This is a genomic window from Mesorhizobium sp. M0923, assembly GCF_040319365.1.
Lineage (GTDB): Bacteria > Pseudomonadota > Alphaproteobacteria > Rhizobiales > Rhizobiaceae > Mesorhizobium.
On the sequence record NZ_JAMYNW010000039.1, the window covers coordinates 1 to 26,254 of the forward strand.

Annotated in this window: 15 protein-coding genes and 1 pseudogene; 1 reads left to right on the plus strand and 15 read right to left on the minus strand. The window is 63.6% G+C overall.

Annotated features, from left to right (window positions below; all coding sequences use genetic code 11):
• The 9 genes from NKH89_RS34275 to NKH89_RS34315 all read right to left on the minus strand — a co-directional run.
• On the minus strand, positions 1-1,908 hold a 1,908-nt coding region (locus NKH89_RS34275; protein WP_352911731.1), incomplete at its 3' end, for a molybdopterin-dependent oxidoreductase.
• Positions 1,909-1,911: 3 nt separating this feature from the next.
• On the minus strand, positions 1,912-2,241 hold the full coding sequence (nirD, locus tag NKH89_RS34280) for a nitrite reductase small subunit NirD (RefSeq protein WP_352483963.1): 330 nt from the start codon (positions 2,239-2,241) through the stop codon (positions 1,912-1,914).
• 66 nt (positions 2,242-2,307) lie between these two features.
• Positions 2,308-4,758 carry a nitrite reductase large subunit NirB gene (nirB, locus tag NKH89_RS34285; RefSeq protein ID WP_352483962.1) on the minus strand — a complete coding sequence of 817 codons (2,451 nt, stop codon included), beginning with the start codon at positions 4,756-4,758 and terminating at the stop codon, positions 2,308-2,310.
• Positions 4,759-4,777: 19 nt separating this feature from the next.
• On the minus strand, positions 4,778-6,079 hold the full coding sequence (locus tag NKH89_RS34290; protein WP_352483961.1) for an MFS transporter: 1,302 nt from the start codon (positions 6,077-6,079) through the stop codon (positions 4,778-4,780).
• 547 nt (positions 6,080-6,626) lie between these two features.
• A complete protein-coding gene (locus tag NKH89_RS34295) occupies positions 6,627-7,424 on the minus strand; it encodes an ABC transporter ATP-binding protein (protein ID WP_352483960.1) in 798 nt (265 codons plus the stop codon).
• 11 nt (positions 7,425-7,435) lie between these two features.
• On the minus strand, positions 7,436-8,332 hold the full coding sequence (gene ntrB / locus NKH89_RS34300) for a nitrate ABC transporter permease (protein ID WP_352483959.1): 897 nt from the start codon (positions 8,330-8,332) through the stop codon (positions 7,436-7,438).
• Between the two features lie 74 nt (positions 8,333-8,406).
• On the minus strand, positions 8,407-9,723 hold the full coding sequence (locus tag NKH89_RS34305) for a CmpA/NrtA family ABC transporter substrate-binding protein (protein ID WP_352483958.1): 1,317 nt from the start codon (positions 9,721-9,723) through the stop codon (positions 8,407-8,409).
• 358 nt (positions 9,724-10,081) lie between these two features.
• A complete protein-coding gene (locus NKH89_RS34310; protein WP_352483957.1) occupies positions 10,082-11,320 on the minus strand; it encodes a CmpA/NrtA family ABC transporter substrate-binding protein in 1,239 nt (412 codons plus the stop codon).
• Positions 11,321-11,322: 2 nt separating this feature from the next.
• Complete coding sequence (locus NKH89_RS34315; RefSeq protein WP_352548924.1) at positions 11,323-11,922, minus strand: ANTAR domain-containing response regulator; 600 nt, start codon at positions 11,920-11,922, stop codon at positions 11,323-11,325.
• Between the two features lie 458 nt (positions 11,923-12,380).
• Between NKH89_RS34315 and NKH89_RS34320 the strand changes: the two genes are divergently transcribed.
• Complete coding sequence (locus NKH89_RS34320; RefSeq protein WP_023718009.1) at positions 12,381-13,220, plus strand: hypothetical protein; 840 nt, start codon at positions 12,381-12,383, stop codon at positions 13,218-13,220.
• Positions 13,221-13,509: 289 nt separating this feature from the next.
• Here NKH89_RS34320 and NKH89_RS34325 read toward each other — a convergent pair.
• The 6 genes and pseudogenes from NKH89_RS34325 to NKH89_RS34350 form a co-directional block, all read right to left on the minus strand.
• A pseudogene (locus NKH89_RS34325) lies at positions 13,510-13,986 on the minus strand (ATP-binding protein); the annotation flags it as partial.
• Positions 13,987-14,253: 267 nt separating this feature from the next.
• Positions 14,254-15,411, minus strand: coding sequence for a D-alanyl-D-alanine-carboxypeptidase/endopeptidase AmpH (gene ampH / locus NKH89_RS34330; RefSeq protein ID WP_352911738.1), 1,158 nt, complete (start codon positions 15,409-15,411; stop codon positions 14,254-14,256).
• 349 nt (positions 15,412-15,760) lie between these two features.
• Positions 15,761-17,260, minus strand: coding sequence for a helicase HerA domain-containing protein (locus tag NKH89_RS34335; RefSeq protein ID WP_352495732.1), 1,500 nt, complete (start codon positions 17,258-17,260; stop codon positions 15,761-15,763).
• Positions 17,261-17,463: 203 nt separating this feature from the next.
• Positions 17,464-18,351 carry an alpha/beta fold hydrolase gene (locus NKH89_RS34340; protein WP_352911742.1) on the minus strand — a complete coding sequence of 296 codons (888 nt, stop codon included), beginning with the start codon at positions 18,349-18,351 and terminating at the stop codon, positions 17,464-17,466.
• A 56-nt stretch (positions 18,352-18,407) separates the two neighbouring features.
• Complete coding sequence (locus NKH89_RS34345; RefSeq protein WP_352911745.1) at positions 18,408-20,468, minus strand: PAS domain-containing hybrid sensor histidine kinase/response regulator; 2,061 nt, start codon at positions 20,466-20,468, stop codon at positions 18,408-18,410.
• A 52-nt stretch (positions 20,469-20,520) separates the two neighbouring features.
• Entirely contained in the window at positions 20,521-26,226 is a 5,706-nt protein-coding gene (locus NKH89_RS34350; RefSeq protein ID WP_352483997.1) for a HAMP domain-containing protein, read from the minus strand.
• Positions 26,227-26,254: the final 28 nt, after the last annotated feature.

The following is a 26,254-nucleotide window of genomic DNA, read 5'->3' on the forward strand; positions in this document are numbered from 1 at the left end:
GGTGCGGGTTTGGGCGGTTGGGCGGATGGCAATAAAGCGTGCCTTGCCGTCGGGTGTGTAGAAATTGCCGTTGGCAAAGAAGCGGGTGCTTTTGTCCTCCGGCTGGCGCCACGCACCCCCCTCTGGCCTGCCGGCCATCTCCCCCTCAGGGGGGGAGATTGGCAGTTTTGCCGGCACCGCCTTTTCAGCAATGGTAACGATTGGCGAAACCGGTGGCGACATCCAATCTCCCCCCTTGAGGGGGAGATGGCCGGCAGGCCAGAGGGGGGTGCCTTGGCTCGGCGCTGGCCATTGGAATGGCGCCAATTTCTCAAAGGTCCCTGAATCAATCGCGCCATACGCGCCTATATCAAAATCGCGCGCGCCGTCATTCTCGAAACCCGACAACGCCGCATGCTCGGCGAAGATGTCGGCCGCCGACACATGCGAAAAAGCTTCGGCAAACCCCATCCGCCTGGCGACTTCAGCGATGATCCACCAATCTGGCCTTGCCTCGCCGGGCGTGGCCAAAAAAGCCCGCTGGCGCGAGATGCGGCGCTCCGAATTGGTGACGGTGCCGTCCTTCTCGCCCCATGCCGCCGCCGGCAGCCGGACCTGAGCATGGCGGACCGTGTCGGTCTCGCCCAGCACGTCCGAGACAACGACAAACGGGCAAGCCTTGATCGCCGCCTCGATGGTATCGGCGTCCGGCATCGAATCGACCGGATTGGTCGCCATGATCCACAGCGCCTTGATGCGTCCGTCGGCCACCGCTTGGAACATCTCGACCGCTTTCAGGCCGGGCTTTTCGACGACGGTCGGCGCGTTCCAGAAGCGCTGCACGCGGTTGCGGTGCTCGGGGTTTTCGATCTCCATGTGGGCGGCCAGCATGTTGGCCATGCCGCCGACCTCGCGGCCGCCCATAGCATTGGGCTGGCCGGTCACCGAAAACGGCCCGGCGCCGGGCTTGCCGATGCGGCCGGTGGCGAGATGGCAGTTGATGATGGCGTTGACCTTGTCGGTGCCCGAAGACGACTGGTTTACGCCCTGGCTGTAGACGGTCACCGTCTTCGCCGTCGCGGCAAACAGGCTGTAGAAGCGGGACAGTTCGTCCTCACTGAGACCCGTGGCAGCCGCGATGCCGGCAAGGTCGAGCCCCGAGGCAGCGAAAAGCGCTTGCCCGAATCCGGTCGTGTGCGCCGTGATATAGGTACGGTCCAGCGCGTTATGCTGGCCGAGATAGGCGAGCAGCCCTGTGAACAAAGCGACGTCGCCATCGGGCGCGATCCCCAGATGCATGTCAGCGATATCCGATGTCATGGTGCGGCGTGGGTCGATCAGCACCACCTTCATCTCGGGCCGCTTTTCCCGGGCAGCGGCAATGCGCTGATAGAGCACCGGATGGCACCAGGCGAGATTGGAGCCGACGAGCACGATCAGGTCGGCAAGTTCCAGATCCTCGTAATTTCCCGGAACCGTGTCCGAGCCAAAGGCGCGGCGGTGGCCGGCGACCGACGAGGCCATGCACAGGCGCGAATTGGTGTCGATATTGGCCGAGCCGACAAACCCCTTCATCAGCTTGTTGGCGACGTAGTAGTCCTCGGTCAGCAACTGGCCGGAAACATAAAAGGCGACCGAATCGGGGCCGTGTTCGGCAATGGTTTGCGAGAAGGTCGAAGCGACTAGATTGAGCGCTTGGTCCCAGCCGGTACGGCGGCCGTGGATTTCCGGATGAAGCAGCCTGCCGTCGAGATCGATGGTCTCGGCCAGTGCGGAGCCTTTGGAGCAGAGGCGGCCGAAATTCGCCGGGTGGTCCGGGTCGCCACGAACGGTTATTTCACCGTCCGCGGCGACCTTCGCCAGCACGCCGCAACCCACCCCGCAGTAGGGGCAGGTGGTCCTCACCTCGCGCGCTTCATCAATCTGCATGGTTCACGCCGCGCGGCTGGCCAGCGCTTCCAGCGCAATGAACAGCCGCTCGCCGTCGATCCGCACCGGAATGGTGCGCACCACGCCCTCGTCGGCGCCGAGCGCCTTGCCTGTCTCGAGCGAGATCACCCAATTGTGCAAAGGACAGGTCACCGCCGTGCCATGGACGATGCCCTGGCTGAGTGGCCCACCCTTGTGCGGGCAATGGTCGTCGATGGCGAAGACTTGATCGTCGGCCGTGCGGAAGACGGCGATCTTTCCTTCGGGTGTGGCGACGCAGCGCGCACCGCGACGCGGAATGTCCGAGAGCGTGCCGATGGATACCCAATTCATGTGGCTATTCCTCTTTTGCGCGTGTTCTTGTCCGAAAACCGCATTCCACTTTTCGGGAACACGCGCCTACTCCGCCGCCTGCGCAAAGCCGACCGAAGCCATCGGCCGGAATTCATGCTTGTCCTTGCCGGAAGCACGTTCCGACCACGGGTCGACCTGGGCGAATTTCTGCGAGAAGACGAAGCGCGCGAAATAGGCCTTGCGCTTCTCGCCATCGTTCATGATCTGGCGCTTGATCTCGGCGATGCCGACGCGCTTGGCCCATTTGTAGATACGCTCGAGATAGCGGCCCTGCTCGCGATACATCTGCGTCAACGCCACGATATGCTCCAGCGCCTCGTCCTCGGTCTTGACCAGGCCGAGCACTTCGGTGCCCTTGATGTCGAGCCCGGCGGCGCCGGCGAAATGGATCTCGTAGCCGCTATCGACGCAGATCACGCCGACATCCTTGCAGGTCGCCTCGGCACAGTTTCGCGGACAGCCCGATACCGCCATCTTGACCTTGGCAGGGGTCCACGAGCCCCACATGAATTTTTCGATACGGATGCCCAAACCGGTCGAATCCTGCGTGCCGAAGCGGCACCAGTCGGAACCGACGCAGGTCTTTACGGTGCGCAGCCCCTTGGCATAGGCGTGGCCGGAGACGAAGCCAGCCTGGCCGAGATCGGCCCACACCGCCGGCAGGTCTTCCTTGCGGATGCCGAGCATGTCGATGCGCTGGCCGCCGGTGACCTTGACCATCGGGATTTCGAACTTGTCGACGACGTCGGCGATGGCGCGCAATTCGGCGGCATTGGTGACGCCGCCCCACATGCGCGGCACCACCGAATAGGTGCCGTCCTTCTGGATGTTGGCGTGGACGCGCTCGTTGATGAAGCGCGACTGGTAGTCGTCGGCGTATTCGTCGGGCCAGTCGCAGACGAGATAATAGTTTAGCGCCGGCCGGCATTTGGCGCAGCCGCAGGAGGTCTTCCATTCCAACTCCTGCATGACGGCGGGAATGGTCTTCAGGCCCTTGGCCTTGATCAGCCGGCGGACCTCGTCATGGCCAAGCGCGGTGCAACTGCACATCGGCTGGACCGCCGCGGGGTTGTATTTGTCGCCGATGGTCAGCACCATCAACTTCTCGACCAGTCCGGTGCACGAGCCGCAGGAGGCAGACGCCTTGGTGTGCGCGCGCACGTCGTCGAGCGAGGTCAGGCCCTTGGCCGTGATCGCGCCGGTGATCTTTCCCTTGCATACGCCGTTGCAACCGCAGATTTCCGCATCATCCGGCAAGGCTGCAACGGCCGCCATAGGGTCCAGGGGGGCGCCTCCCTGGTAGGACTGGCCGAAGATGAGCGTATCGCGCATCTCGGATATATCGGTCTGCTTCTTCTTGAGGTCGTTGAACCAGGCGCCGTCGGCCGTCTCGCCGTAGAGCACTGTGCCGATGATGCGGTCGTCCTTGAGCACCAGGCGCTTGTAGACGCCGGCCGCCGCATCGCGCAGCACGATCTCCTGGCGGTCATCGCCCTCGGCGAAGTCGCCGAGCGAGAACAGCTCGATGCCGGTGACCTTGAGCTTGGTCGGCGTGTCCATATGGACGAAAGCCGCCGCCTCGTTGCCGGCCAGATGGCTGGCGGCGACGCGCGCCATCTCGTAGAGCGGCGCGACCAGTCCGTAGACCTGGCCGTTGACCTCGGCGCATTCGCCGATTGCGTAGATATCGGGATCGTTGCTGCGCATGCCGGCGTCGACGACGATGCCGCGATTGACCGCAATGCCGGCTTCTTTTGCCAGGACCGCGTTCGGCCTGATGCCCACCGCCATGACGACGAGCGTTGCGGGAATGACAGTGCCGTCGGCAAGTTCCACCCGCTCGACCTTGCCGTTGCCGGTGATCGCCTGGGTGTTGGCCTTGGTGATGACCTTGATGCCGCGCTGCTCGACGGCGCGCTGCAGGAGATATCCGGCGGCCGGATCGAGCTGACGCTCCATCAGCGTCGGCATGACATGCAGCACGGTGACGTCCATGCCTTGCGCATTCAAGCCCGCTGCTGCCTCGAGCCCGAGCAGGCCGCCGCCAATGACCACAGCCTTGGCCCGCGACTGGGCGGCAAGCATCATGGCCCGGACGTCGTCCAGATCGCGATACGTGAGCACGCCCGGCAGGTCATGGCCCGGCACCGGAATGATAAACGGCACCGAGCCGGTGGCGATGACGAGTTTGTCATAGGGCTCGGTCACGCCATGATCGGAGGTGACGGTCTTTGCCTGCCGGTCGATGGCGACGATCTTGTGGCCCTTGTAGAGGGTGATGCCGTGCTTGATGTACCAGCCGTCGCCATGGATGATGATCTCTTCATAGGCCTTTTCGCCCGACAGAACCGGCGACAGCATGATGCGGTCGTAGTTCACGCGCGGCTCGGCGTTGAAGATGGTGACCTGGTAGCGCCCAGGCGCCTTTTCCAGGAGGTGCTCCAGCATGCGCCCGGGGGCCATGCCGTTGCCAATGATAACGAGTTTCTCGGTCATGTCCTGATCCACTCCGGTCTCACTCAGCCGCGTAGGAAAGGCCTGAAGCTTCGTCAGACGCCGTGCGCTCCATCCGCCGGATGGAAAAATGCATCCAGGCAAAGCAGGTGGCGACGATGACGAAGAGCAGCATGAAGCAGCTCGACCAGACGCCGGTGAGGTCGTTGAGCGCGCCGAAGACGATTGGCAGGATAAAGCCGCCGAGCCCGCCAATCATGCCGACAACGCCGCCGACCGCGCCGACACTCTGCGGATAGTAAGCCGGGATGTGCTTGTAGACGGCAGCCTTGCCAAGGCTCATGAAGAAGCCGAGCACACAGGCAACGGCTATGAAGGCGAGCGGGCCGACCTCGAAATGGAAGGCGATCGGCCCGCTGACACCGCGCACGACGTAGTCTGCCGAGGGGAGAGACAGAACGAGAGTCGCGGCGGCACTGACAGCGAAGGTCCAGTAGAGCACGGTGCGGGCGCCGATCCGGTCGGAAAGCACGCCGCCATAGGCGCGGAAAATACTTGCCGGAATTGAATAGGCCGCGCCGATCATACCGGCGGTCGCAAGCCCGAAGCCGTAGACGCCGATCAGGTAGCGGGGCAGCCATAGCGAGAGCGCCACGAATGCACCGAAGGCGAAGAAATAATAGAAGGCGAAGCGCCAGACCTGCAGGTTCTTGAGCGGCGCGAATTCCTGCCAGAAGCTTCTCGAGGGCGCGGCCTTGCCGGCGCGGCGCTCGCGGATGACCGGATCGTCGCCGGTCGTGAACCAGAAGACGGCGGCCATGACGACGAGTGCTGCCGCCCAGATCAGCGCGACCGACTGCCAGCCCCAGGAGAGAAGCACGAACGGTGCCAGGAACTTGGTGACCGCGGCGCCGACATTGCCGACACCGAAAATGCCAAGCGCCGTGCCCTGCTTGCCGGCCGGGAAGAAGCGCGAGACATAGGCGACACCGACGGCGAAGGAACCGCCAGCGAGCCCGACGCCCAGCGCAGCGACCAGCATCTGCCCGTAGGTGTGCGCAAAAGCGAGCAGAAAGGTCGCGACCGCCGCCGCAAGCATGGTCGCGGTGTATACCAGCCGTCCGCCAAAACGGTCGGTCCAGACACCGAGCACCATACGCACGAGCGAGCCGGTGAGGATCGGCGTGCCGACGAGCAGGCCGAACTCCGTCTCGTTCAGCCCCAGCTCCTGCTTTATGCGCACGCCGATGATTGAAAAGATCGTCCACACCGCGAAGCAGACGGTGAAGGCGATGGTGGACATGACAAGCGCCTGCCGGGGAGCACTGTCCTGGCTGGGCGCGGCTGGGAGATTTGCGGTCATTTTCTGGCTCCGGTTAGCGGCGTGGGAAGCACCGCCCTTGTGCTGTTCGTTCGCGACTGTCAGCGGCGCGGCATCGCCCGCAGCGCGCTGACGGCGAGAAAATCGCGGCGCGTGAAGTCCGCGAGGGACGCGCCAGTTCCGATCCGTTTCGTCATCGTCGTCTCCGGTTGGGCGCCGCTTGGGACCAGCGCCGTCGATTGCGTCAAAACAAAAAAGCCGCCGGCCAGGTCTTCGCGTCCGGAGTTCCGGGAGCGCGTGTGGACCTGAGCGGCAGCTTTGCCTGTAGCGCCCGCCATTGGACGCCGTGTCACTTGGCCCTTGCGGACCTACATTTTGAAAAGCAGGAAGCGTGCCAAGTCGACAGCGCTCTGAATTACCGAATGAAATCAATGTGAACTGCAGCCGCGCGACTCTTGACCAAGCTCGGCAGCGGATCAAAGATTAGTCAGAATGCCTTGCACAGCAGCATAATATTTGTGCAATGCGGCAGATTGCCCATTGCCGATGCAGATTGCCAATGATGATGACGAGTTTTCCGGTTATTGCCTTACTCCGCGGCTTCGACGAAGCGGTGGCGTTCGTAGAGGAATTTCAGCACCGCCTCGCGGCAGCGCAGGAAGGTGCGGTCAGAGGAAAGCTCGATCCGCCGACGCGGCCGGGCCAGCGGCACGGGAAGCACCTCGCCGATGGTGGCCGCCGGGCCGTTGGTCATCATGACGATGCGGTCGGACAACAGCACCGCCTCGTCGACATCGTGGGTGATCATGATCGTCGTCGAGCCGAGCCTCGAATGGATATCCATCACCGCGTCCTGAAGATGGGCGCGCGTCAGCGCGTCGAGCGCGCCGAAGGGCTCGTCGAGCAGCAGGATCTTCGGCTCCATGGCCAGCGCCCGGGCGATGCCGACGCGCTGCTTCATGCCGCCCGATATCTCGGCCGGACGTTTATCCTTGGCATGCGCCATCTGCACGAGATCGAGATTGCGCATGATCCAGTCATGCCGTTCGGCCCGGCTCCTGCTCCGGCCAAAGACCTTTGATACTGCCAAATTGATGTTTTCGTAGACGGTCAGCCATGGCAGCAGGCTGTGGTTCTGGAACACCACGGCGCGTTCCGGGCCGGGACTATCGACCTCCTTGTCCTCGAGCAGAACGGCGCCGGCCGAGACCTTGGTCAGGCCGGCGATCAGGTTGAGCAAGGTCGACTTGCCGCAGCCTGAATGGCCGATGATCGAGACGAATTCACCTTTGTCGATGGTCAGCCGGATGTCCTTCAGCACGTCGCTGACCTGGCTGCCGCGGGCGAAGGATTTGTCGATGTGGTCGAGTTTCAGATAGGCCGTCATCGTCCCTCTCCTCACTTTGCCGTTGTGCCGCGGGTGACGAAGACGCCGACCGCCGCGACCAGGCGGTCGAGGCAGAAGCCGGTGACGCCGATATAGGCGAGCGCGACGATGATGTCGGGCAGCCGCGATGAGTTCCACGCGTCCCAGATGAAGAAGCCGATGCCGACGCCGCCGGTCAGCATTTCGGCGGCGACGATGGCGAGCCAGGACAGACCGATGCCGATGCGCAGGCCGGTGAAAATGTAAGGTGCAGCTGCCGGCACCATGATCTTCACGAAGAATTCGAACTGGTTGAGCCTGAGGATGCGGGAGACGTTGCGGTAGTCCTCAGGGATGTTGCGGACGCCGACCGCGGTGTTGATGATGATGGGCCAGATCGAGGTGATGAAGATGACGAAGATCGCCGACGGGCTGGAATCGCGGAACGCCGCCAGCGACAGCGGCAGCCAGGCGAGCGGCGGCACCGTGCGCAGGATCTGGAACACCGGATCGAGGCCGCGCATCGCCCAGATCGACTGACCGACAAGCGCGCCGAGCGCAACGCCGACGATCGCCGCAAGGCCGAAGCCGACGGCGACGCGCTGCAGCGAGATCAGCACCCGCCAGGCGAGCCCGATATCCTGCGGGCCGTTGTCGAAGAACGGATGGGCGATCAGGTCATAGGCCTCGTTCCACACCTGGCTTGGCGGTGGCAGGCTGGCTGTGGGCGACGAACAGGCGACCTGCCAGACGACGAGCATGATGGTGATGACAATGACCGGCGGCACCAGCGTGCTGGCCAGCTTGCCGGCGATCGCGGCCGGGTCGAAGCGGCGCCGCGCCCTGGCGGTGAAAGCGATGACCTCGGCGGGCTTGGCCGGCGCGGGGAACGGCTTCACCTTGCTGTCCTCGATGGCTTGGATAGACATTTCTCGAAAACTCCTTGGCAGCACATGCACAACGGGCGGCGTTGCCAACGCACTGTCGCGCATCTATGTCGGGCTCAGGCCGACGCCTTGATCTTCAGGCTGTCGAGATAGGCCGACGGTTTCTCCGGATCGAAGATCTTGCCGTCGAAGAAGGTTTCGGTGCCGCGCGACGAAGACGCCGGAATATCGGCCGCGGCGACACCAAGATCCTTGGCCGCCTCGCGCCACAGATCCTCACGGTTGACCTGGCCGACCAGTGCTTTGATGTCGGTGGTCGGCGCGAACTTGCCCCAGCGGATGTTCTCGGCGAGGAACCAGCTGTCGTGGCTCTTGAAGGGATAGGACACGCCGCCCTGCCAGAACTTCATGTAGAGATCGGTGCCGTTGGCGACGCGGCCATTGCCGTAGTTGATGTCGCCCTTGAGGCGGCCGATGATGTCGGCGGTCGGCACGTTCATCCACTGCCGCTTGCCGATGATGGCGGCCATCTCGTCCTTGTTTTCTTTTGCCTCGCACCATTGCTGGGCCTCCATGACGGCCATCAGGATCGCCTTGGTGGCGTTCGGATATTTGTCGATGAAGGCGGCGCGCAGGCCGAGCGCCTTTTCCGGATGGCCCTTCCACAGTTCGCCGGTGGTGGCGGCGGTGAAGCCGACGCCCTGATGGACGAGCTGCTCGTTCCATGGCTCGCCGACGCAGAACACGTCCATGTTGCCGACCTTCATGTTGGCGACCATCTGCGGCGGCGGCACGACGATGGTCGAGACATCCTTGTCGGGATCGATGCCGCCGGCAGCCAGCCAGTAGCGCAGCCAGAGGTCGTGCGTTCCGCCCGGGAAGGTCATGGCGGCCTTGACCTCCTTGCCCGCGGCCTTCTTGGCGGCGAAGGCTTCCTTCAGCTTTGAGGCATCGAGGCCGACGCCGGTGGCGGCATATTCCTGGGCGACGGAAATGCCCTGGCAGTCGTAGTTGAGCCGGGCCACGATCGCCATCGGCAGCGGCTGTTTGTTCTGCGTCACCTTGCCGGTGTGCATCAAATAGGGCATCGGCGTCAGGATATGGGCACCGTCAATGCCGTTGGCTTCGCCGCCGAGCACCAGATTGTCGCGCGTTGCGCCCCACGAGGCCTGCTTGAGCACCTCGACATCGGGCATGCCGAATTTCTCGAACAGGCCTTTTTCCTTGGCAATCATCAGCGGTGCCGCATCGGTCAGCGCAATGAAGCCGAGCTTGGCGCCGGTGACTTCCGGCGCGGCGGGTGCCGCATAGGCCCCGGAGGGCAGCAGCGCACGCGCCGCCGCCAGCGTTGCCGCGGTGGCCGCGCTGATCCTCAGGAAATCGCGGCGGCTGATCGCCGGTTGGGCGGAATGGCTATTGGTGCGTTTCGTCATCGTCATCTCCGGTTGGGCGCGGCTTGGGATCGGCGCCGTCGATTGCGTGTTCGACCAAAACAAAAAGCCGCCAGCCAGGCCGCGCGCGTCCGTCATCCGGGATCGCGTGTTGACCTGAGCGGCAGCTTTGCCTGTAGCGCCCGCCATTGGACGCGTATTCCGTGACCCCGAGAAGAGTCTGCCTATTGCATTGCAGGAACCGTGCCAGTTTTCGGAATGGATGGCAAACATCAATGAGATCAATGACATACCACAATCGTCGGCGCGCCGGCCCGCTGGGCGCGCAAGCTAAGGATTATTCATTAGCGCAGTTGCACGCACATTTTTTGTGCAGTGCACAAGAATGGCGCGGAAATGATCAGGCTTCGGCGCGCGCCAATTTCTGGCCGGCAATGTAGGCGTCGATCTCGTCGGGATCGAAGATCTGGCCATCGAAGAACCCGTCGGGACCGAGCACCAGGCTTGCCCCCGCCGAACCAACTGGAGTCGCGGCCTTCAGCGCGCCCTCGACCTTGGCATTAGCACCGGGAAGTGCCACGCCAAGCGGCTTCAACGCCGAGCGGTAGAGATCGGGGCGGTAGCAGTCGCGGGCAACAGCGAGGTTTTCCGGCGTGTGCGCGACATGCCCCCAGCGCACCATCTGCGTGTAGAACCACAGCGCATGGCTCTTCCACGGGAAGTTTGCCGCCTTGTCGAAGGGCAGAAAGAAGTCGCCGACGCTCAGTTCGGCGCCGCCGCCGAGCGCAAGATGACCGCTGAGGATTGGCATCTGCAGCGCTGGCGCGAGGCCGAGGAGGGCCGGCTGCGCCATCAGGGCCGTGAGTTCGCCGCGGTTTGCCGGATCCTGGCACCAGCGCGCCGCATGATGCAGCGCGCGCAGCAGGGCCGAAAGCGCGTCCGGCTGTTTTTCCGCCCATGCCTTGCGCACGCCGATGACTTTCTCCGGGCTGGTCTTCCAGATGGCCGCCTTGACCGTGGCGATATGGCCGGTGCCGGCGACGACAGAGGCGCTGTTCCAGGGTTCGCCGACGCAGTAGCCGTCGATCCTGCCGGCGGCGAGCGCGTCCGCCATGAAGGGGGGCGGCACGATGACGATTTCGATCTCATGCGACGGGTCGATGCCGCAGGCGGCGAGCCAGTAGCGCAGTTCGTAATTGTGCCCGGAGTGCGGATGGACGACGGCGAAGCGAAGCGGATCGCCGCCGGCATTCGCCCGTTTGCGGATCAGCGCCCCCAACGCCCTGCCGGCCCGCGCCGGATCGAGGTCGGGTCGGGCGCCGTGCGCGGCCATGCCCGCCCAGACCGCGTTCGAAACCGTGACGCAATTCCCGCCAAGGCCGAGCGAGAACGGCACGACCGTGTCGGAGGCGAGCGGCGTCAGCCCCAGATTGCAGGCGATCGGCATCGGCCCCAGCATATGCGCGAGATCGAAATGGCCGATGGCGATGCGGTCACGGATGTTGGCCCAGGATGTTTCCCGGTTGAGCGTCAGATCGATGCCTTCGCGCAGCGCGAAGCCGATTTCCTTTGCCGCAACGAGGACAGCGCTGTCGAAGAGCGGCATGAAGCCAGCATTGATCCGGTGCTCGGCCGCCATCGTCAACTCTCCTCGGGATCCAGAAGGCCTGCCGCCGTCACCAGGCTCTGGGCGATTTCGCCGATCTTGCGGTTCTGGTTCATGGCGGTCTTGCGCAGCAGCGTATAGGCCGCGTCCTCCGACAAGCCGCGCGACTTCATCAATATGCCCTTGGCGCGATCGATCACCTTGCGGCTTTCCAATTCGCTGCGGGCCTCCTCCAGTTCGCGCGCCATGCGCGAAAACGCGTTAAAGCGGCTGATCGCCATGTCGAGGATCGGCTTGACCCGCTCCTGGCGCAGGCCGTCGACGACATAGGCCGACACCCCGGCTTCCACCGCGGCTTCGATCGAAGCCTGGTCCGAGCGGTCGACGAACATGGCGATCGGCCGCTTCACCACGCGCGAAAGCTGGAACATGTTTTCGAGCATGTCGCGGTTTGGATTTTCGAGATCGATGACGATCACGTCGGGTTCGATCTCGGCGATCCGCCGCGCTATGCCGGTGACGTCATGGATGACCGTGACCTGCTGATGCCCGGCCTCCCGCAGTCCTGCTTCGATTATCGAAGCGCGGATGTGGTTTTCATCGATCACCAGGACAGTGAGGGATTTGCGGATCATGCCGCATTTTGCGCAGGCGAGGCGATTGTGCAATGCGGTATGGCGAGATTCACGGAAACAAAGCCGGCGTCCAGGCGCCGCCTGAGGCATTAGATGCAACGGCCGCAGCGACCAACTTGATGCCGCGGGCGCCGGCACCAGCCTTCACCTTGAGCCGCACCGGCTTTGACCGCCTTCTCTATGCCGTCGGCGACAACGAGGCGGATCGCCAGGGAGGCGAGGCAAGCGAGGGAAGGCAGCGTCACGTCGAGCCAGAGATTAAGAAGAACGGAGCCATCGCGGCATAGGCGTCTGCCTCCGTGGGTATGGACGGATTCACTCATGCGCAATATGGATGGGGAGGCCTGCCGTGGCGTTCACATTTTCGCCGCGTCGCTAAGGCAGGTGACGATCGTTCAATGACGCTACGCAGGGCGGGTTGCCGCCCGCAGAAGTGTCGATATCAGGGGATCTGGTCGATGACCGACAACAAGCCAGACGTTACCAAGGATTGGCAAGCGACGCAGGGCCAGAAGTCCTCCGCCACGCGTCTTCGCCTTTTCGCCGCACTCTCGTGGATCGTCGCCATTGGCGGCGAGATCTACGGGGTTATTCTGCTTCGCCAGAACAAGTTCGACCAGGGACACCTGCCGCTGATCATCGGCCTTCTGGTCGGCATCGCGATTTTCGCAATCGCCGGCAACTTGCTGTGGAAGGCGGCCAACAGGCACGATCCGGCCCGTGCATCCGACGCGGCCAGGTTCTTCTTCCAAAACCAGCTCGGCGCAATCATCACGCTGATTGCCTTCCTTCCGCTGGTTTTCCTGATCCTCACCGACAAAAACATGGATCCGCAAACCAAGAAGGTTGCCGGCGGCCTCGGCGCTGCGCTGGCCGTGCTCGCGACGGTCATGGGGATCAGTTTCAAACCCCCATCGGTCGAACAGTACACCCAGGATATGAACGCATGCGCAGCTCAGATCAAGTCGGGGCAGCCCACCACCGCCTGTTCGCCCGATGTCGCCGCTCAGGCGCAGGCGATCGCGACGGACACCGCCGCGGTGGCGGCGGCGACGCGGGACGCGAGCCACCCCGCCGGTCAGGATGTCGTCTACTGGATCGCGCCCGAAAACGGAGCCGCGAAGTCCACCGAGCCGCATGTTTTCCACCTCTGCGCAGGCGTGAGTCCGCTGAAGGACAAGACCGTGAATAGTGGCTCCGTGACGGAGGCCTACGCACAGAACGCCGTCCGCATCACGAAGCAGATCGATATGGAACAGAAGCAGTGCGGGTTCACCCCCACAACCAGCACCAACTGAACCCGCCTGCGCTCGATCGCGTCCAGCCGTTGGTCTTGTCGAGAGGGATGACGCGTAAGCGCAGGCTCAGTATTGACTCGCCGAAGCAACGCTAAATACCGGGATCGCCCCGGCTGGCCATTATTGTCCAGCTGCAAACTTATCCGCTGCGGGCAATGACTGGGCGTCCTTCCGCACGGCAGCTTCCGGCCTGAGCGCTTCGAATGGAGAATGACGTTAATGCGGCGCAAAGCAGACTTCACCCCGGCCTGATCCAGCGGCGCTTTCTCAGCGCGCCTGCCCCGCCGCTTCACCCCACGGCACGCCCCTGCTCCGCCTCCGCCGCATTCGGATCGCCCGGTGCCGTCGCCCAGGCGAGCTCCACCAGCGTCACCGTCCGCCGCCCGACCCCGTCGAGCTGGCACACGATCAGCCCCTGCTCCTCGATGTAGGTCAGCAGGCGCCGGGCGCGGCGTAGCGAGTGCGAGCCGTAGGCACGGGCGATCGCGGCATCGCTTGGGCAGGGCCAGCCCTCCTTGGCGGCGCGGGCGATCATCATGAACACGCCTTGCATGTCCTCGGGCAGCAGCGAGGCGCGCGCCGAGACGTCCTGCCAGGCGTCGTTGCCTGCCATGTCGGAGCCGAGCCCGGCGCGGGCGCGGGTCAGCATGCGGCGAAACTCCGGCAGGTCCGGCACGACCGCGGCGAGGCCCTCGATGCGGCAGCGGACCACGAACTCCTGATAGAGCACGCCGATGACGCGGAAGCCGGCATCGGGTTGCGCCAAGAGGCGGCTGATGGTGTCGGGACTGCGAGCAGCGCGGCATTCGCGGTCGGCTACGAAAGCGGGATGCCGAAGAGGCGAGAGGCAGAACCTTGGCCGCAGCATGAGCAGGCCGTGAGCAGCGATGAAGCCGGCAAAGGTCATCCTCAGGAGGCTAAGCGGTCGGCCGGAAATAGCCGATGTCGCGCTTGCCTTGCCGGGAAATATACCGTCCGTCAGGTCCCTCCATAGCGCCAATCATCGCGCACGTCCTCCCGATCAGCGCGAAAATCAGCGTGGAGCGATCTCTGCGACGAGATCGTTCGTCGTCTTGACCCCAGCCATGAAGCCGGCGGCATTGAATTCGTTCATGACGAAGAAAGCGCCGACGCCGCGTGTCGGTGCAATCGCAACATAGAGAAACATCCCTTGCAGGCCGCCGCTCTTCTGGAGGATGAGCGGGCGATGCTCGTTAGGGAGCATGATGACCCATCCGAGACCCATGGCGTCCATCGGCCCGCCGTCATCCAGCCCCATCACCGACGCGAGCCCGTCCCGGTACAAAAAAGCCGCGTGGTTCAAAAGGCGCAACTCGGCGTCGGCCGCGGAAGGCTTGTTGTCGACATGCCAGTTCATCCAGCGCAGCAGGTCGTCCGCGGTCGAGTACAATCCACCGGCGCACTCCATGGCTGTGCTCGTCGGCACGATTGGCATGGGGCTGCCGTCGAAGTTATGGCCCTGCATCAGGCGCGGCTCGTCCTCCGGTCTTGGGTTGAAAGCCGTGTCTTTCATGCCGAGGGGATCGAGGACACGCTCTCGAAGGACCTCGGCATAAGGCTTTCCAGAGACATTCGCGAGCGCCGCTCCGAGGAGGTCGTATCCGAAGTTCGAATAGAGAACGGCGGTGCCCGGCGCGAACAGCAGCGGATTGTCCTTGAGGGCGGCAATCTGCGCCTCTTTGGTGTTCGTAGAGAAAGGGTCTGAGGGGGGCGCCTCGGCCACTGGCACCTCCCGCGGAAGGCCGGAAGCTTGCGCGACGAGATCGATCAGGCGGAGGGCGCGGCCGTCCTTCTCCGGGAGCGTGACGTCCCAGCCAAGGCGATCCTGCAGCCGGTCGGTGAGTTGTACCTTGCCGTCGATCGCCAGCGAGGAAAGCACACCGCCGCAGAACACTTTGCTCACGGACGCGATGCGGAACATTGTGTCGCCGTCGGGCACTTTTTCACTCCCGTCGGCAATCTTGCCGAAACCGGCCAAGGCCGTCTCGCCGTTGCGGACGGCGCCGAAGATCAGGCCAGGCACCTTGGTGGAGAGATACAGGATCGTACCGTTGAACTGCACCGCTTCCGTCAGCAGCTTGTCCTCGGCATGTCCATAAGAGGGAAGGGTGACGGCTGCGATTGCCGTCAAAGCGATGGCCATAAGTCGGCGCGATCGAGACAAACGCATTGCCAAAATCCTTTGATAAAGCTGCAGAATAAAATCTTCGGAAAAAGGGCCGCGTAGTATCTTACCATCTCTCCAGAAGCAGGAGATGTCAACAGAATGAACCGAAGGGGTAATCGGCGGAGGTAGCGTAGGTTCGGCGGATATTTGCGCTACAGTCCTGCCGTATTTCTTGTCTTCGTCAGTTGATCGCGGCTGATCTCTTCATTGGCAAACCGACCCGCTGATAATTTAGAAGATATGTAAAGCGCCGTCGGCAAGAGGGAGTGCTGTAGCGTCGAACAACTTACAATAGCGGATCTGCGTCGCGCCAATCGTCGTCGTATGATGAAGACCGCGCTCGGCCGCCGCCTCACCCCACCGCACTCCGCTGCTCCGCCTCCACCGCATTCGGATCGCCCGGCGCCGTCGCCCAGGCCAGCTCCACGAGCGTCACCGTCCGCCGTCCGCCCCCGTCAAGCTGACACACGATCAGCCTCTGCTCCTCGATATAGGTCAGCAGGCGCCGTGCGCGGCGTAGCGAGTGCGAGCCGTAGGCGCGGGCGATCGCGGCGTCGCTCGGGCAGGGCCAGCCTTCCTTCGCCGCGCGGGCGATCATCATGAAGACGCCTTGCATGTCCTCGGGCAGCAGCGAGGCGCGCGCCGAGACGTCCTGCCAGGCATCGTCGCCTATCATGTCGGAGCCGAGCCCGGCGCGGGCGCGCGTCAGCATGCGGCGGAACTCCGGCAGGTCCGGCACGACCGAGGCGAGGCCTTCTATGCGGCAGCGGACGACGAACTCCTGATAGAGCACCCCGATGACGCGGAAGCCGGCATCGGGCTGCGCCAGCACGGCGCGCAGCACCCGGTCGACGCGCTCGCGCCGCTCCGCCAGATCCTCGGCGCTGATCGGCGGCTCCACCGGTTCGGGGCGGATTTCCAGCGCCGCCGATTTCGCCGCCATCAGCTGATCGAGCAGGTCCGGCGACGAGCGGCGCTGCGGCCGGACGGTTTCCGGCGGCGGCGCCGCCAGGATGATGGCGCGCGCATCCTCCAGCGCCGATTCCGGCAGCGGCATCAGGCGCGGGGTCGCGTTGCGCGGACTCGTATCGGTCGGGCCGATGCGCAGACCGAGCGGACGGCGCGACAGCGCCGGGCCGAGCGCCATGAACTGCCCGCGCTCGAGGTCGCGAAAAGCCTCCGCCTGGCGCCGCTCCATGCCGAGAAGATCGGCGGCGCGCGCCATGTCGATGTCCAGAAAAGTCCGGCCCATGAGGAAATTGGAAGCCTCGGCGGCGACGTTCTTGGCGAGCTTGGCCAGCCGCTGGGTGGCGATGATGCCGGCCAGCCCGCGCTTGCGGCCACGGCACATCAAATTGGTCATGGCGCCGAGCGAGAGTTTGCGCGCCTCGTCGGAAACCTCGCCGGCAACCGCCGGCGCGAACAGCTGCGCCTCGTCTACCACCACCAGCATCGGATACCAGTGGTCGCGGGCGACCTCGAACAGCCCGCCGAGAAAGGCGGCGGCGCGCCGCATCTGGTTCTCGGCGTCGAGCCCCTCGAGATTGAGCACCGTGGAGACGCGGTGGATGCGCGCCCGCTCGCCGGCGCTCTGCAGGCCGCGCTCGGTATGCTCCTCGGCATCGATCACCAGATGGCCGAAACGGTCGCCCAGCGTGACGAAGTCGCCTTCGGGATCGATGATGGTCTGCTGTACCCAGGGCGCACTCTGCTCCAAGAGCCGGCGCAGCAGATGGGATTTGCCGGAACCCGAATTGCCCTGCACCAGAAGCCGCGTCGCCAGCAGTTCCTCAAGATCCAGCGCCGCCGGGGCGCCCGCGCTCGTCTGGCCCATCTCGATCGCAACGGTCATGTCCGACTCTCCTTGGGGAGAGGGCTTATCAACCGCATCACAGCCCGTCGAGCGCGCCATGGCCGGCGCTCCGTGTTGCGCACAGGCTGGATGCTGCTAGGGTCAAAGATACGAAACGTACCGTTTCGATTCGAGACTGCCGCTAAGGGGTGGATTCTTGTCCATCGCATCGGCAACCGGATCAAACCGATCGCCCAAAGCCTTCATTGACGCGATGGAGATCGAGCGGCCGAAGCCGGTTTTTTGCGGACATTTGCCCGCTCCTCCAGGTCTCGCCAGAAGCCAAGCACTGTCGCCACGATCGCTTCCGGCGCGTCCTCCTGCATAAGATGCTTCGCGTTCGGCACGACATGGAAGGAAGCACTCGAAATGCGGCGCGCGAGCTCGCGACCGTCATCGATGGGAATCCACTGGTCGTCCTCGCCCCACAGGATGGCAACGGGGCAACGAATCTCGCCGTAGCGCCACTCGACCTCTTGCGAGTATTTGTCATCCATCTGAGCGACCTGGCGCCAGAAGGCTTTTTGGCCTTCAGCTCCCAGCCACGGTGCGAGGTAGAGCGCCATCTCTTCCTCGCGCAGCGCATTCGCTACGGCGCCGCCGATGTAGGCGCGCAGGATTGCTTCATGAATGTAGTGCGGAAGGCCGGAAAAGACCGCCTCGTGTTTCTTGGCGGCCTGAACAAGTGGTGAGCCTTGCGGGCTGATTGCGACCGGATCGATCAGCACCAGCGACCGATAGTCGAGCCCATTGAGCAAATGACCGCGTAACGCTGTTGAGCCGCCGAAATCATGCGCGACGACATCGGGGGCACGCAGGCCCCAATGATCGTAAAGGGCCGCGAAAAGCTCGTTCTGCATGCCACGAGACACGTCGCTATCGGGTTTATCAGATCGACCATAGCCGAGCATGTCAAAGCAATAGATTCGCCTCTGTTGGCCGAGCAAAGGCGCAATTCTGCGCCATGCCGACGATGAGAAAGGCGTGCCATGCAGCAATACCGCGGGTGAGCCCTCGCCCATCGCGCCCCAGGCGATCGAGTTCCCTTGAAAGGTGAAGCGTTCAGGAAGAGGCCAGTCCGCTGTCGCCATCAGTCTCTCCTCCGATCCTCGCGCAGCCAGAGACCTACCCAACGGCAACTCATGGATCAGGTTCCAATGGTCCGCCTTTCACCGGCTGGCCTGCTTGGCCCTCGGCGATCGGCGCGCGCAGCCGCTGCAAGAATGCTCTCCATCAGGTCCTTTTCGCGCAGCGGTTTGCCGAGCAGCGGCACGTCGGGGGGCCGGTCGGCGATCGCGTCGGCGTCGGCATATCCGGTTATCATCACCGCCGGCCAATCGGACCGCAGATTGCGGGCGAACCGGATGACCTCGAGCCCCGAGACGAGCGGCATGGCAAAATCGGTGACGATGACATCGAAATCGTACGGCGCCCGCTCGATCATCGCCAGCGCTTCCGCACCGCCCCCGGCGCAGGTAACCGCAAAGCCATGTTGGCGAAGCGATTGCGCCGTCAGTTCCCGCAGTACATTGCTGTCGTCAATCAGCAGGACCGACGGATAGTCCTCGCCGGCATTCACGACGGTGTTGTCGGCATCGGACTTGTCGGCGATTTCCACCGGGCGCTCGATTGAACGCGGCAGCCAGAGCTGGACGGATGTTCCACTGCCGACGGTGCTCTCAATGCGGAGCGTGCCGCCCGATTGCTTGACGAAGCCATGCACCGTGCTCAGACCGAGGCCAGTGCCCTTGCCGACCGGTTTTGTGGTGAAGAACGGTTCGACGACCTTGGCGAGAATGTCGGCCGGTATGCCCGACCCCGTATCCTTGACGGTGACCACGACATAGTCGCCCGCCGAAATATCCTCGGCTGCACTGCCTAGCGTTCGATTTTGCGCCTCCACGATTATCGTGCCGCCGGACGGCATGGCATCGCGCGCGTTGAAAACCAGGTTCATCAGCGCCAGCTCCAGCTGGCCGGCATCGACATGCGCCGGCCACACCGTGTCGTCGACAAGCCAATCGAAACGGATCAGGCCGCCCAGAACCGGGGCCACCAACCCGTTCATGGTGCCGCCAAGCGCAGCGAGGCGCACGGCCTGCGGCCTCAGTGTCTGGCGGCGCGAGAACGCAAGCATGCGGTTGACGAGCTCGGCGCCTTGTTTTGCCGACCGGCGCGTCAGTTCCAGAACTTGCCTGGCCTGTCCATCGAACTCGGCGTGGCGCTCGAGCAATCCCAATCCGCTGAGAATTGCGGCAAGCAGATTGTTGAAATCATGCGCCAGGCCGCCGGTAAGCTTGCCAATCGCGTCGAGGCGCTGCGATTGCAGCAGCTGGTTCTCAAGCTCGCGCCGCTCGGTAACGTCCAGCAATGTGCCGAGGATCTCGGGCCTCTGGCCATCGGAACCGTTCGACAGGACGCCCTGGTCGAGGAAAATCCGGTAATTGCCGTCGGCGCATTGCCAGCGGAATTCGCAGGTGTAGGAGCCGATGGCCTTGGCTGCGAGCAGGGCTTGCCTCACTCTCGGCAGATCGTCGGGATGAACCCGGCTTAGGCCGAAGCCTGGATCGGAGGTCAGCCGTTCGGCAGGAAAGCCGGTCAAGCGTTCGACCCCTTCGGTGACAAAGCTGGCGCCGAACGGCGGCTCCGCCGCCCTTGCGTGGAAGCAGACCGGAAGAGAGCTCAAAATGGCATGCTGCCGCTCCTGGGCGCTACGCAGCGCCCGCTCGGCCTCGAGTTTTTCCTGCTGCGCCTGCAGTGCCTGGGCCAGCAGCCGTTGCTCGGCAGCCGCCTTTTGCTGGATTTCGAGCGTCTTCTCATGAAGTTCGACGAACACGGCTACCTTGGAACGCAGCATGGCCGGGTCGAAGGGCTTGAACACGTAATCCACCGCGCCGGCGTCATAGCCGCGCAGCATGTGGGCGTCTTCCTTGTTGATGGCGGTGAGAAAGATTATCGGCGTTCGCCTGGATTGCTCGCGCTGGCGAATCAATCCAGCGGTCTCGTAGCCGTCCAGCCGAGGCATCAGCACATCCAGCAGGATGACTGCGAAATCCTCTTTCAGCAGAGCGCGCAGCGCCTCTTCGCCCGACTGCACGCAGACGACTTCGCCGACAGGGGCCAGAACCTCGCCGATCGCCAGCAGATTGCGCTCGTCGTCATCCACGGCCAGGATGCGCGCCTTTGCCGGCCCTGTCGCCGGGGCCATAACCTCCAGCTTCCTCGCTCCGTTTCTCGACAGTTTCTGCATCGAGCGGCCGTCAGTTCACTGCCATGAGCGTCTTTTCCGGACGATGGACACGGGATCGCGAGCGGCCGATCCAGACACGCAGCAAGGCCAGCAGCAGGTCGAGGTCGACCGGCTTGGCGATATAGTCAGAGGCGCCGGCGTCGAGGCACTTCTGCCGGTCGCCCTTCATTGCCTTGGCGGTAACCGAGATCAACGGGATATGGGCGATTGCCGGCATGCCGCGGATCTGCCGCATCGTCTCGTAGCCGTCCATCTCCGGCATCATGATATCGATCAATGCGGCGTCGATATCCGGGCTCTGCTCCAGAAGCGCAATACCTTCCCTACCGCGCTCCGCGTGCAGCACCTGGATGTCATAGGTCTCAAGAACGCTGGTGAGCGAATAGATGTTGCGGATGTCGTCGTCGACGATGAGGACCTTTGCGCCGGCGAGGTCGAATTTATCCGGCTGTTCGGCTGCCGAACTGTCGTGGCCTCGCCCCGGGAGCGTTGCGGATATCAGGAGAGCCAGCTGCGCGAAATTCTCCGCCCGCGGAACGTCCGCCAATGCCGGATGCAAGGCGAGCGACTGTTGCAGCGCTTCCGGATGCGGCGCGAAGAACAACAGTCGCGACACGGACTGCCCGAACAGGACGGCAATCTCATCCAGCATCTGGGCGTTGTCCTTGGCCGAGCGGCCAAGGCCGAGCACAACGGCATCATAGCCGGCGATGCCGATGTCGTCGGCATTCGCCGCGACGCGGCCGATCGCGGTGACCGAGGTGACGCCGTCGCGGATCGCCTCGATCAACGAGAGACGGCGCTCGGGATCGGTATCGGCAATCAGAACGCGGCGCTGGACGCGGAGCTTTCTGGAGTGAATGTCCTGGAAGACCTTCATCAGTTCGTCCGCCGACACGGGCTTGGTTGAAATGGTGGATGCGCCCTTGCGGGCAAGCACCTCGATATCTTCGGCACCCGAGATGACATGGACGGGAATGTCCTTGGTTTTCGGGTCATGGCGAAGCAGATCGAACAACACCCAGCCGTCGATATCCGATAGTCCGAGATCCAGCGTGATCGCATCGGGAACCAGCTTGCGGGCCAAAGCCAGCGTGCCAGAGCCCGCGGTCGACAGGACGCCCTTCAGCCGGGCCGAACGCGCCAGGCCGAGCAGCAAACCGCCAAAGGTCGGGTCGTCCTCGACGATCAGCACGACCCTATCTTCCGGTGAGATCGTATCGCGGTCATCAAGCAATTCGGAGGATGGCGGGCTCGGCTGCGCCGTCGTCGCGACCACCTCCATCGCCGGCAGCAAGGCCGCTTGCGGGGCCAAGGCCATCCGAGGTCCGTCGAACGGGATGACCAGCGTGAACGTCGAACCCTTGCCCGGCGTGCTCTCGACCCGCAATTCGCCGCCGATCAGCCGGGCGATCTCCCGGCTGATCGAGAGCCCAAGCCCGGTGCCGCCATATTTGCGACTGGTGGTGCCGTCGGCCTGCTGGAAGGCCTCGAAAATCAGCTTCTGCTTGTCCTGCGGAATACCGATGCCCGTATCGGTGACCGCGATAGCGAGCGCTTCCATCGGTTGCACCGAGCCGTTGTGACGGCCAGTCTTTTCGGCCCGGAAATTCAAGCTGACTTCGCCCTCGGAGGTGAACTTGAACGCGTTCGACAAGAGGTTGAGCACAATCTGCTGCAAGCGCTTCTCGTCGGTGCGGACGGTCTCCGGAAGCTCGGGATCGACGTTGATGGCGAAGCCAAGCCCCTTGTCGGTCGCCAGCTGCCGGAAGGTTCGCTCCATATGCTGGCGAAGATGCACCACCGGCATGTCGTTGATATCGATCGAGACGGTACCCGATTCGATCTTCGACAGATCGAGGATATCGTTGATGAGGCTCAAAAGGTCGGTGCCGGCCGAGTTGATGGTGCGCGCGAACTCGACCTGCTTGTCGTTGAGATTGCCTTGCTGGTTGGTTGCGAGCAGGTTTGAAAGGATGAGCAGCGAGTTCAGCGGCGTACGCAGTTCGTGGCTCATATTGGCGAGGAATTCCGACTTGTATTTCGAGGTAAGCGCCAGCTGCTCGGCCTTCTCCTCCAGCGCACGGCGCGCCATCTCGATTTCGAGGTTCTTGTTCTCCACCTGCTTCTTTTCGTTCTCGAGCAGCTGCGCCTTTTCCTGCAGCTCCTCGTTGGTGGCGTGCAGCTCTTCCTGCTTTTTGGTCAGCTCGGTCTGACGCGCCTGCAGCTCCGAGGTCAGCAGCTGCGACTGCTTGAGCAGGCCTTCGGTGCGCATGGTGGCGGCGATGGTGTTGAGAACGATGCCGACGGATTCCATCAGCTGGTTGAGGAATGACTGGTGCGTGTCGCGGAATTCGCTGAACGAGGCGAGTTCGATGACGGCCTTCACCTCGTCCTCGAACAGAGCCGGAAGAATGATCACGTTGGCCGGCGCGGCATTGCCAAGGCCCGACGTGACGCGCAGGAAATTCGGCGGCACATTGTCCAGCATGATGGCGCGCTTGTCGGCGGCACTTTGCCCGACAAGGCCTTCGCGCAGATCGAGGCGTTGCTTGATCTCCGCCTTGCTTTCGGCGCCATAGGAGGCGGCGAGTTCCAGATAGAATTCATCCTCGTCGCGGTTGGTCACGTAGAACACGCCATATTGCGCATTCACCAGCGGCGCGAGTTCGGACATGATGAGACGCGAGACCGTGGCCAGGTCGCGCTCGCCCTGCAGCATGCGCGAGAACCGGGCGAGATTGGTCTTCAGCCAGTCCTGCTCGGCATTCTTCAGCGTCTGGTCCTTCAGATTGCGGATCATCTCGTTGATGTTGTCCTTCAGCGCCGCGACCTCGCCGGAGGCCTGGACGCTGATCGAGCGGGTCAAATCGCCCTTGGTCACCGCCGTCGACACCTCGGCAATCGCGCGCACCTGCGTGGTCAGATTGGCGGCGAGCTGATTGACGTTGTCGGTCAGGTCGCGCCAAAGGCCGGCAGCGCCGGGCACACGGGCTTGGCCGCCGAGCTTGCCTTCGATGCCCACTTCGCGGGCGACGTTGGTGACCTGGTCGGCGAAGGTCGCAAGCGTCTCGATCATGCCGTTGATGGTGTCGGCGAGCGAGGCGATCTCGCCCTTGGCATCGACCGTCAGCTTGCGCTTGAGATTGCCTTGCGCGACCGCGGTCACGACATCGGCGATGCCGCGCACCTGGTTGGTCAGGTTCGTCGCCATCAGATTGACGTTGTCGGTCAGGTCCTTCCAGGTGCCGGCGACGCCCTCCACCCGTGCCTGGCCGCCAAGTTTGCCCTCGGTGCCGACCTCGCGGGCGACACGCGTCACTTCGCCGGCAAAGGAGTTCAACTGGTCGACCATGGTGTTGATGGTCGATTTCAGCTCCAGGATCTCGCCCTTGACGTCGACGGTGATCTTCTTCGACAGGTCGCCGCGCGCCACTGCGGTGGTGACCTCGGCGATGTTGCGAACCTGGCCGGTCAGGTTCTCGGCCATCGAATTCACATTGTCGGTCAGATCTTTCCAGGTGCCGGCAACGCCGCGCACCTGCGCCTGGCCGCCGAGCTTGCCCTCGGTGCCGACCTCGCGCGCCACGCGCGTCACTTCCGAGGCAAAGGAATTCAGCTGGTCGACCATCGTATTGATGGTGTCCTTCAGCTCGAGGATCTCGCCGCGCACGTCGACCGTGATCTTCTTCGACAGATCGCCAAGCGCCACCGCAGTCGTCACCTCGGCGATGTTGCGCACCTGCCCGGTCAGGTTGGCGGCCATCGCATTGACGTTGTCGGTCAGGTCCTTCCAGGTGCCGGCAACGCCGCGCACCTGCGCCTGGCCGCCGAGCTTGCCGTCGGAACCGACTTCGCGCGCCACGCGCGTCACCTCGGAGGCGAAGGAATTCAGCTGGTCGACCATCGTGTTGATGACGTCCTTGATCTGCAGGATCTCGCCCAATGCATCGACCGTGATCTTCTGGGTGAGGTCGCCGGTCGCAATTGCCGTCGCCACCTTGGACACGTCGCGCAACTGCACGGTCAGATTGCCGGCCATGGCATTGACGTTGTCGGTCAAATCTTTCCAGGTGCCGCCGACACCCTCGACATGCGCCTGGCCGCCGAGCTTGCCTTCCGATCCCACTTCGCGCGCCACACGCGTCACTTCCGAGGCGAAGGAATTGAGCTGGTCGACCATCGTGTTGACGGTGTCCTTGAGCTCCAGGATTTCGCCCTTGACGTCGACGGTGATCTTCTTCGACAGGTCGCCGCGGGCCACGGCGGTCGTCACCTCGGCAATGTTGCGCACCTGGCCGGTCAGGTTGGCGGCCATCAGGTTGACGTTGTCGGTCAGATCCTTCCAGGTGCCGCCGACGCCCTTCACCTCGGCCTGGCCGCCGAGCTTGCCTTCGGTGCCGACCTCGCGCGCCACACGCGTCACTTCCGAGGCGAAGGAGTTCAATTGGTCGACCATCGTGTTGATGGTGTCCTTGAGCTCGAGGATTTCGCCTTGCACGGCGACGGTAATCTTCTTCGACAAGTCGCCCGAAGCAACCGCGGTCGTCACCTCGGCGATGTTGCGGACCTGGCCGGTCAGGTTCTCGGCCATCGAATTGACGTTGTCGGTCAAGTCCTTCCAGGTGCCGGCAACGCCGCGCACCTGCGCCTGGCCGCCGAGCTTGCCCTCGGTGCCGACTTCGCGGGCGACGCGCGTCACTTCGCCGGCAAATGAGTTCAGCTGGTCGACCATGGTGTTGATGGTTGATTTCAGCTCGAGGATCTCGCCCTTGACGTCGACCGTGATCTTCTTCGACAGGTCGCCAAGCGCCACAGCAGTGGTCACCTCGGCGATATTGCGCACCTGGCCGGTCAGGTTCTCTGCCATCAGGTTGACGTTGTCGGTCAGGTCCTTCCAGGTGCCGCCGACACCTTCGACGCGCGCCTGGCCGCCGAGCTTGCCTTCTGTACCGACCTCGCGCGCAACGCGCGTCACTTCCGAGGCGAAGGAATTGAGCTGGTCGACCATCGTGTTGATGGTGTTCTTGAGCTCGAGGATTTCGCCCTTCACATCGACGGTGATCTTCTTCGACAGGTCGCCGGAAGCGACGGCGGTCGTCACCTCGGCGATGTTGCGCACCTGCCCGGTCAGGTTCGTCGCCATGGCGTTGACGTTGTCGGTCAGGTCCTTCCAGGTCCCGGCCACACCTTTCACGCGGGCCTGGCCGCCGAGCTTGCCTTCGGTGCCGACCTCGCGCGCCACGCGCGTCACCTCCGAGGCGAAGGAGGCCAGTTGCCCGACCATGGTGTTGACGATCTTGCCGATGCGCAGGAATTCGCCGCGCAACTGCCGGCCGTCGATTTCGACCATCATCGTCTGCGACAGGTCGCCTTTGGCGACCGCGCCGATGACGCGCGCCACTTCGGCCGTCGGCTGAACCATGTCCTCGATCAGATCGTTGACGGAACGGACGCTCGATTCCCAACTGCCGGTAGCGTTGCGGACACGGCCGCGTTCGCCGATCCGGCCATCCTTGCCGACGACCTTGCTGAGGCGTTCGAACTCGCGCGTGACCTGATCGTTGAGTTCTACGATTTCGTTGAAGGTGTCGGCGATCTCGGAATCGAGGCCGGTGTAGACATTATCGATGCGAACGGAGAAATCACCGCTCCGAAAAGCCTTCAGCGCGTTCAGTATTTGACGGTGGTCCAATTGCCTTGTGGATGCAAGCACGCTCACAGCGCCCCTCCCAGCTCACGGA

Excerpts from the sequence above, each read along its gene's own strand:
- NKH89_RS34335 (WP_352495732.1), bottom strand. The coding sequence starts at position 17,260 with ATGACCGTTGCGATCGAGATGGGCCAGACGAGCGCGGGCGCCCCGGCG.
- nirB (WP_352483962.1), bottom strand. The coding sequence starts at position 4,758 with ATGACCGAGAAACTCGTTATCATTGGCAACGGCATGGCCCCCGGGCGC.
- NKH89_RS34320 (WP_023718009.1), top strand. The coding sequence starts at position 12,381 with ATGACCGACAACAAGCCAGACGTTACCAAGGATTGGCAAGCGACGCAG.
- ntrB (WP_352483959.1), bottom strand. The coding sequence starts at position 8,332 with ATGTCTATCCAAGCCATCGAGGACAGCAAGGTGAAGCCGTTCCCCGCG.
- NKH89_RS34315 (WP_352548924.1), bottom strand. The coding sequence starts at position 11,922 with ATGATCCGCAAATCCCTCACTGTCCTGGTGATCGATGAAAACCACATC.
- NKH89_RS34305 (WP_352483958.1), bottom strand. The coding sequence starts at position 9,723 with ATGACGAAACGCACCAATAGCCATTCCGCCCAACCGGCGATCAGCCGC.
- NKH89_RS34295 (WP_352483960.1), bottom strand. The coding sequence starts at position 7,424 with ATGACGGCCTATCTGAAACTCGACCACATCGACAAATCCTTCGCCCGC.
- NKH89_RS34290 (WP_352483961.1), bottom strand. The coding sequence starts at position 6,079 with ATGACCGCAAATCTCCCAGCCGCGCCCAGCCAGGACAGTGCTCCCCGG.
- NKH89_RS34340 (WP_352911742.1), bottom strand. The coding sequence starts at position 18,351 with ATGGCGACAGCGGACTGGCCTCTTCCTGAACGCTTCACCTTTCAAGGG.
- ampH (WP_352911738.1), bottom strand. The coding sequence starts at position 15,411 with ATGCGTTTGTCTCGATCGCGCCGACTTATGGCCATCGCTTTGACGGCA.
- nirD (WP_352483963.1), bottom strand. The coding sequence starts at position 2,241 with ATGAATTGGGTATCCATCGGCACGCTCTCGGACATTCCGCGTCGCGGT.
- NKH89_RS34310 (WP_352483957.1), bottom strand. The coding sequence starts at position 11,320 with ATGGCGGCCGAGCACCGGATCAATGCTGGCTTCATGCCGCTCTTCGAC.
- NKH89_RS34345 (WP_352911745.1), bottom strand. The coding sequence starts at position 20,468 with ATGGCCCCGGCGACAGGGCCGGCAAAGGCGCGCATCCTGGCCGTGGAT.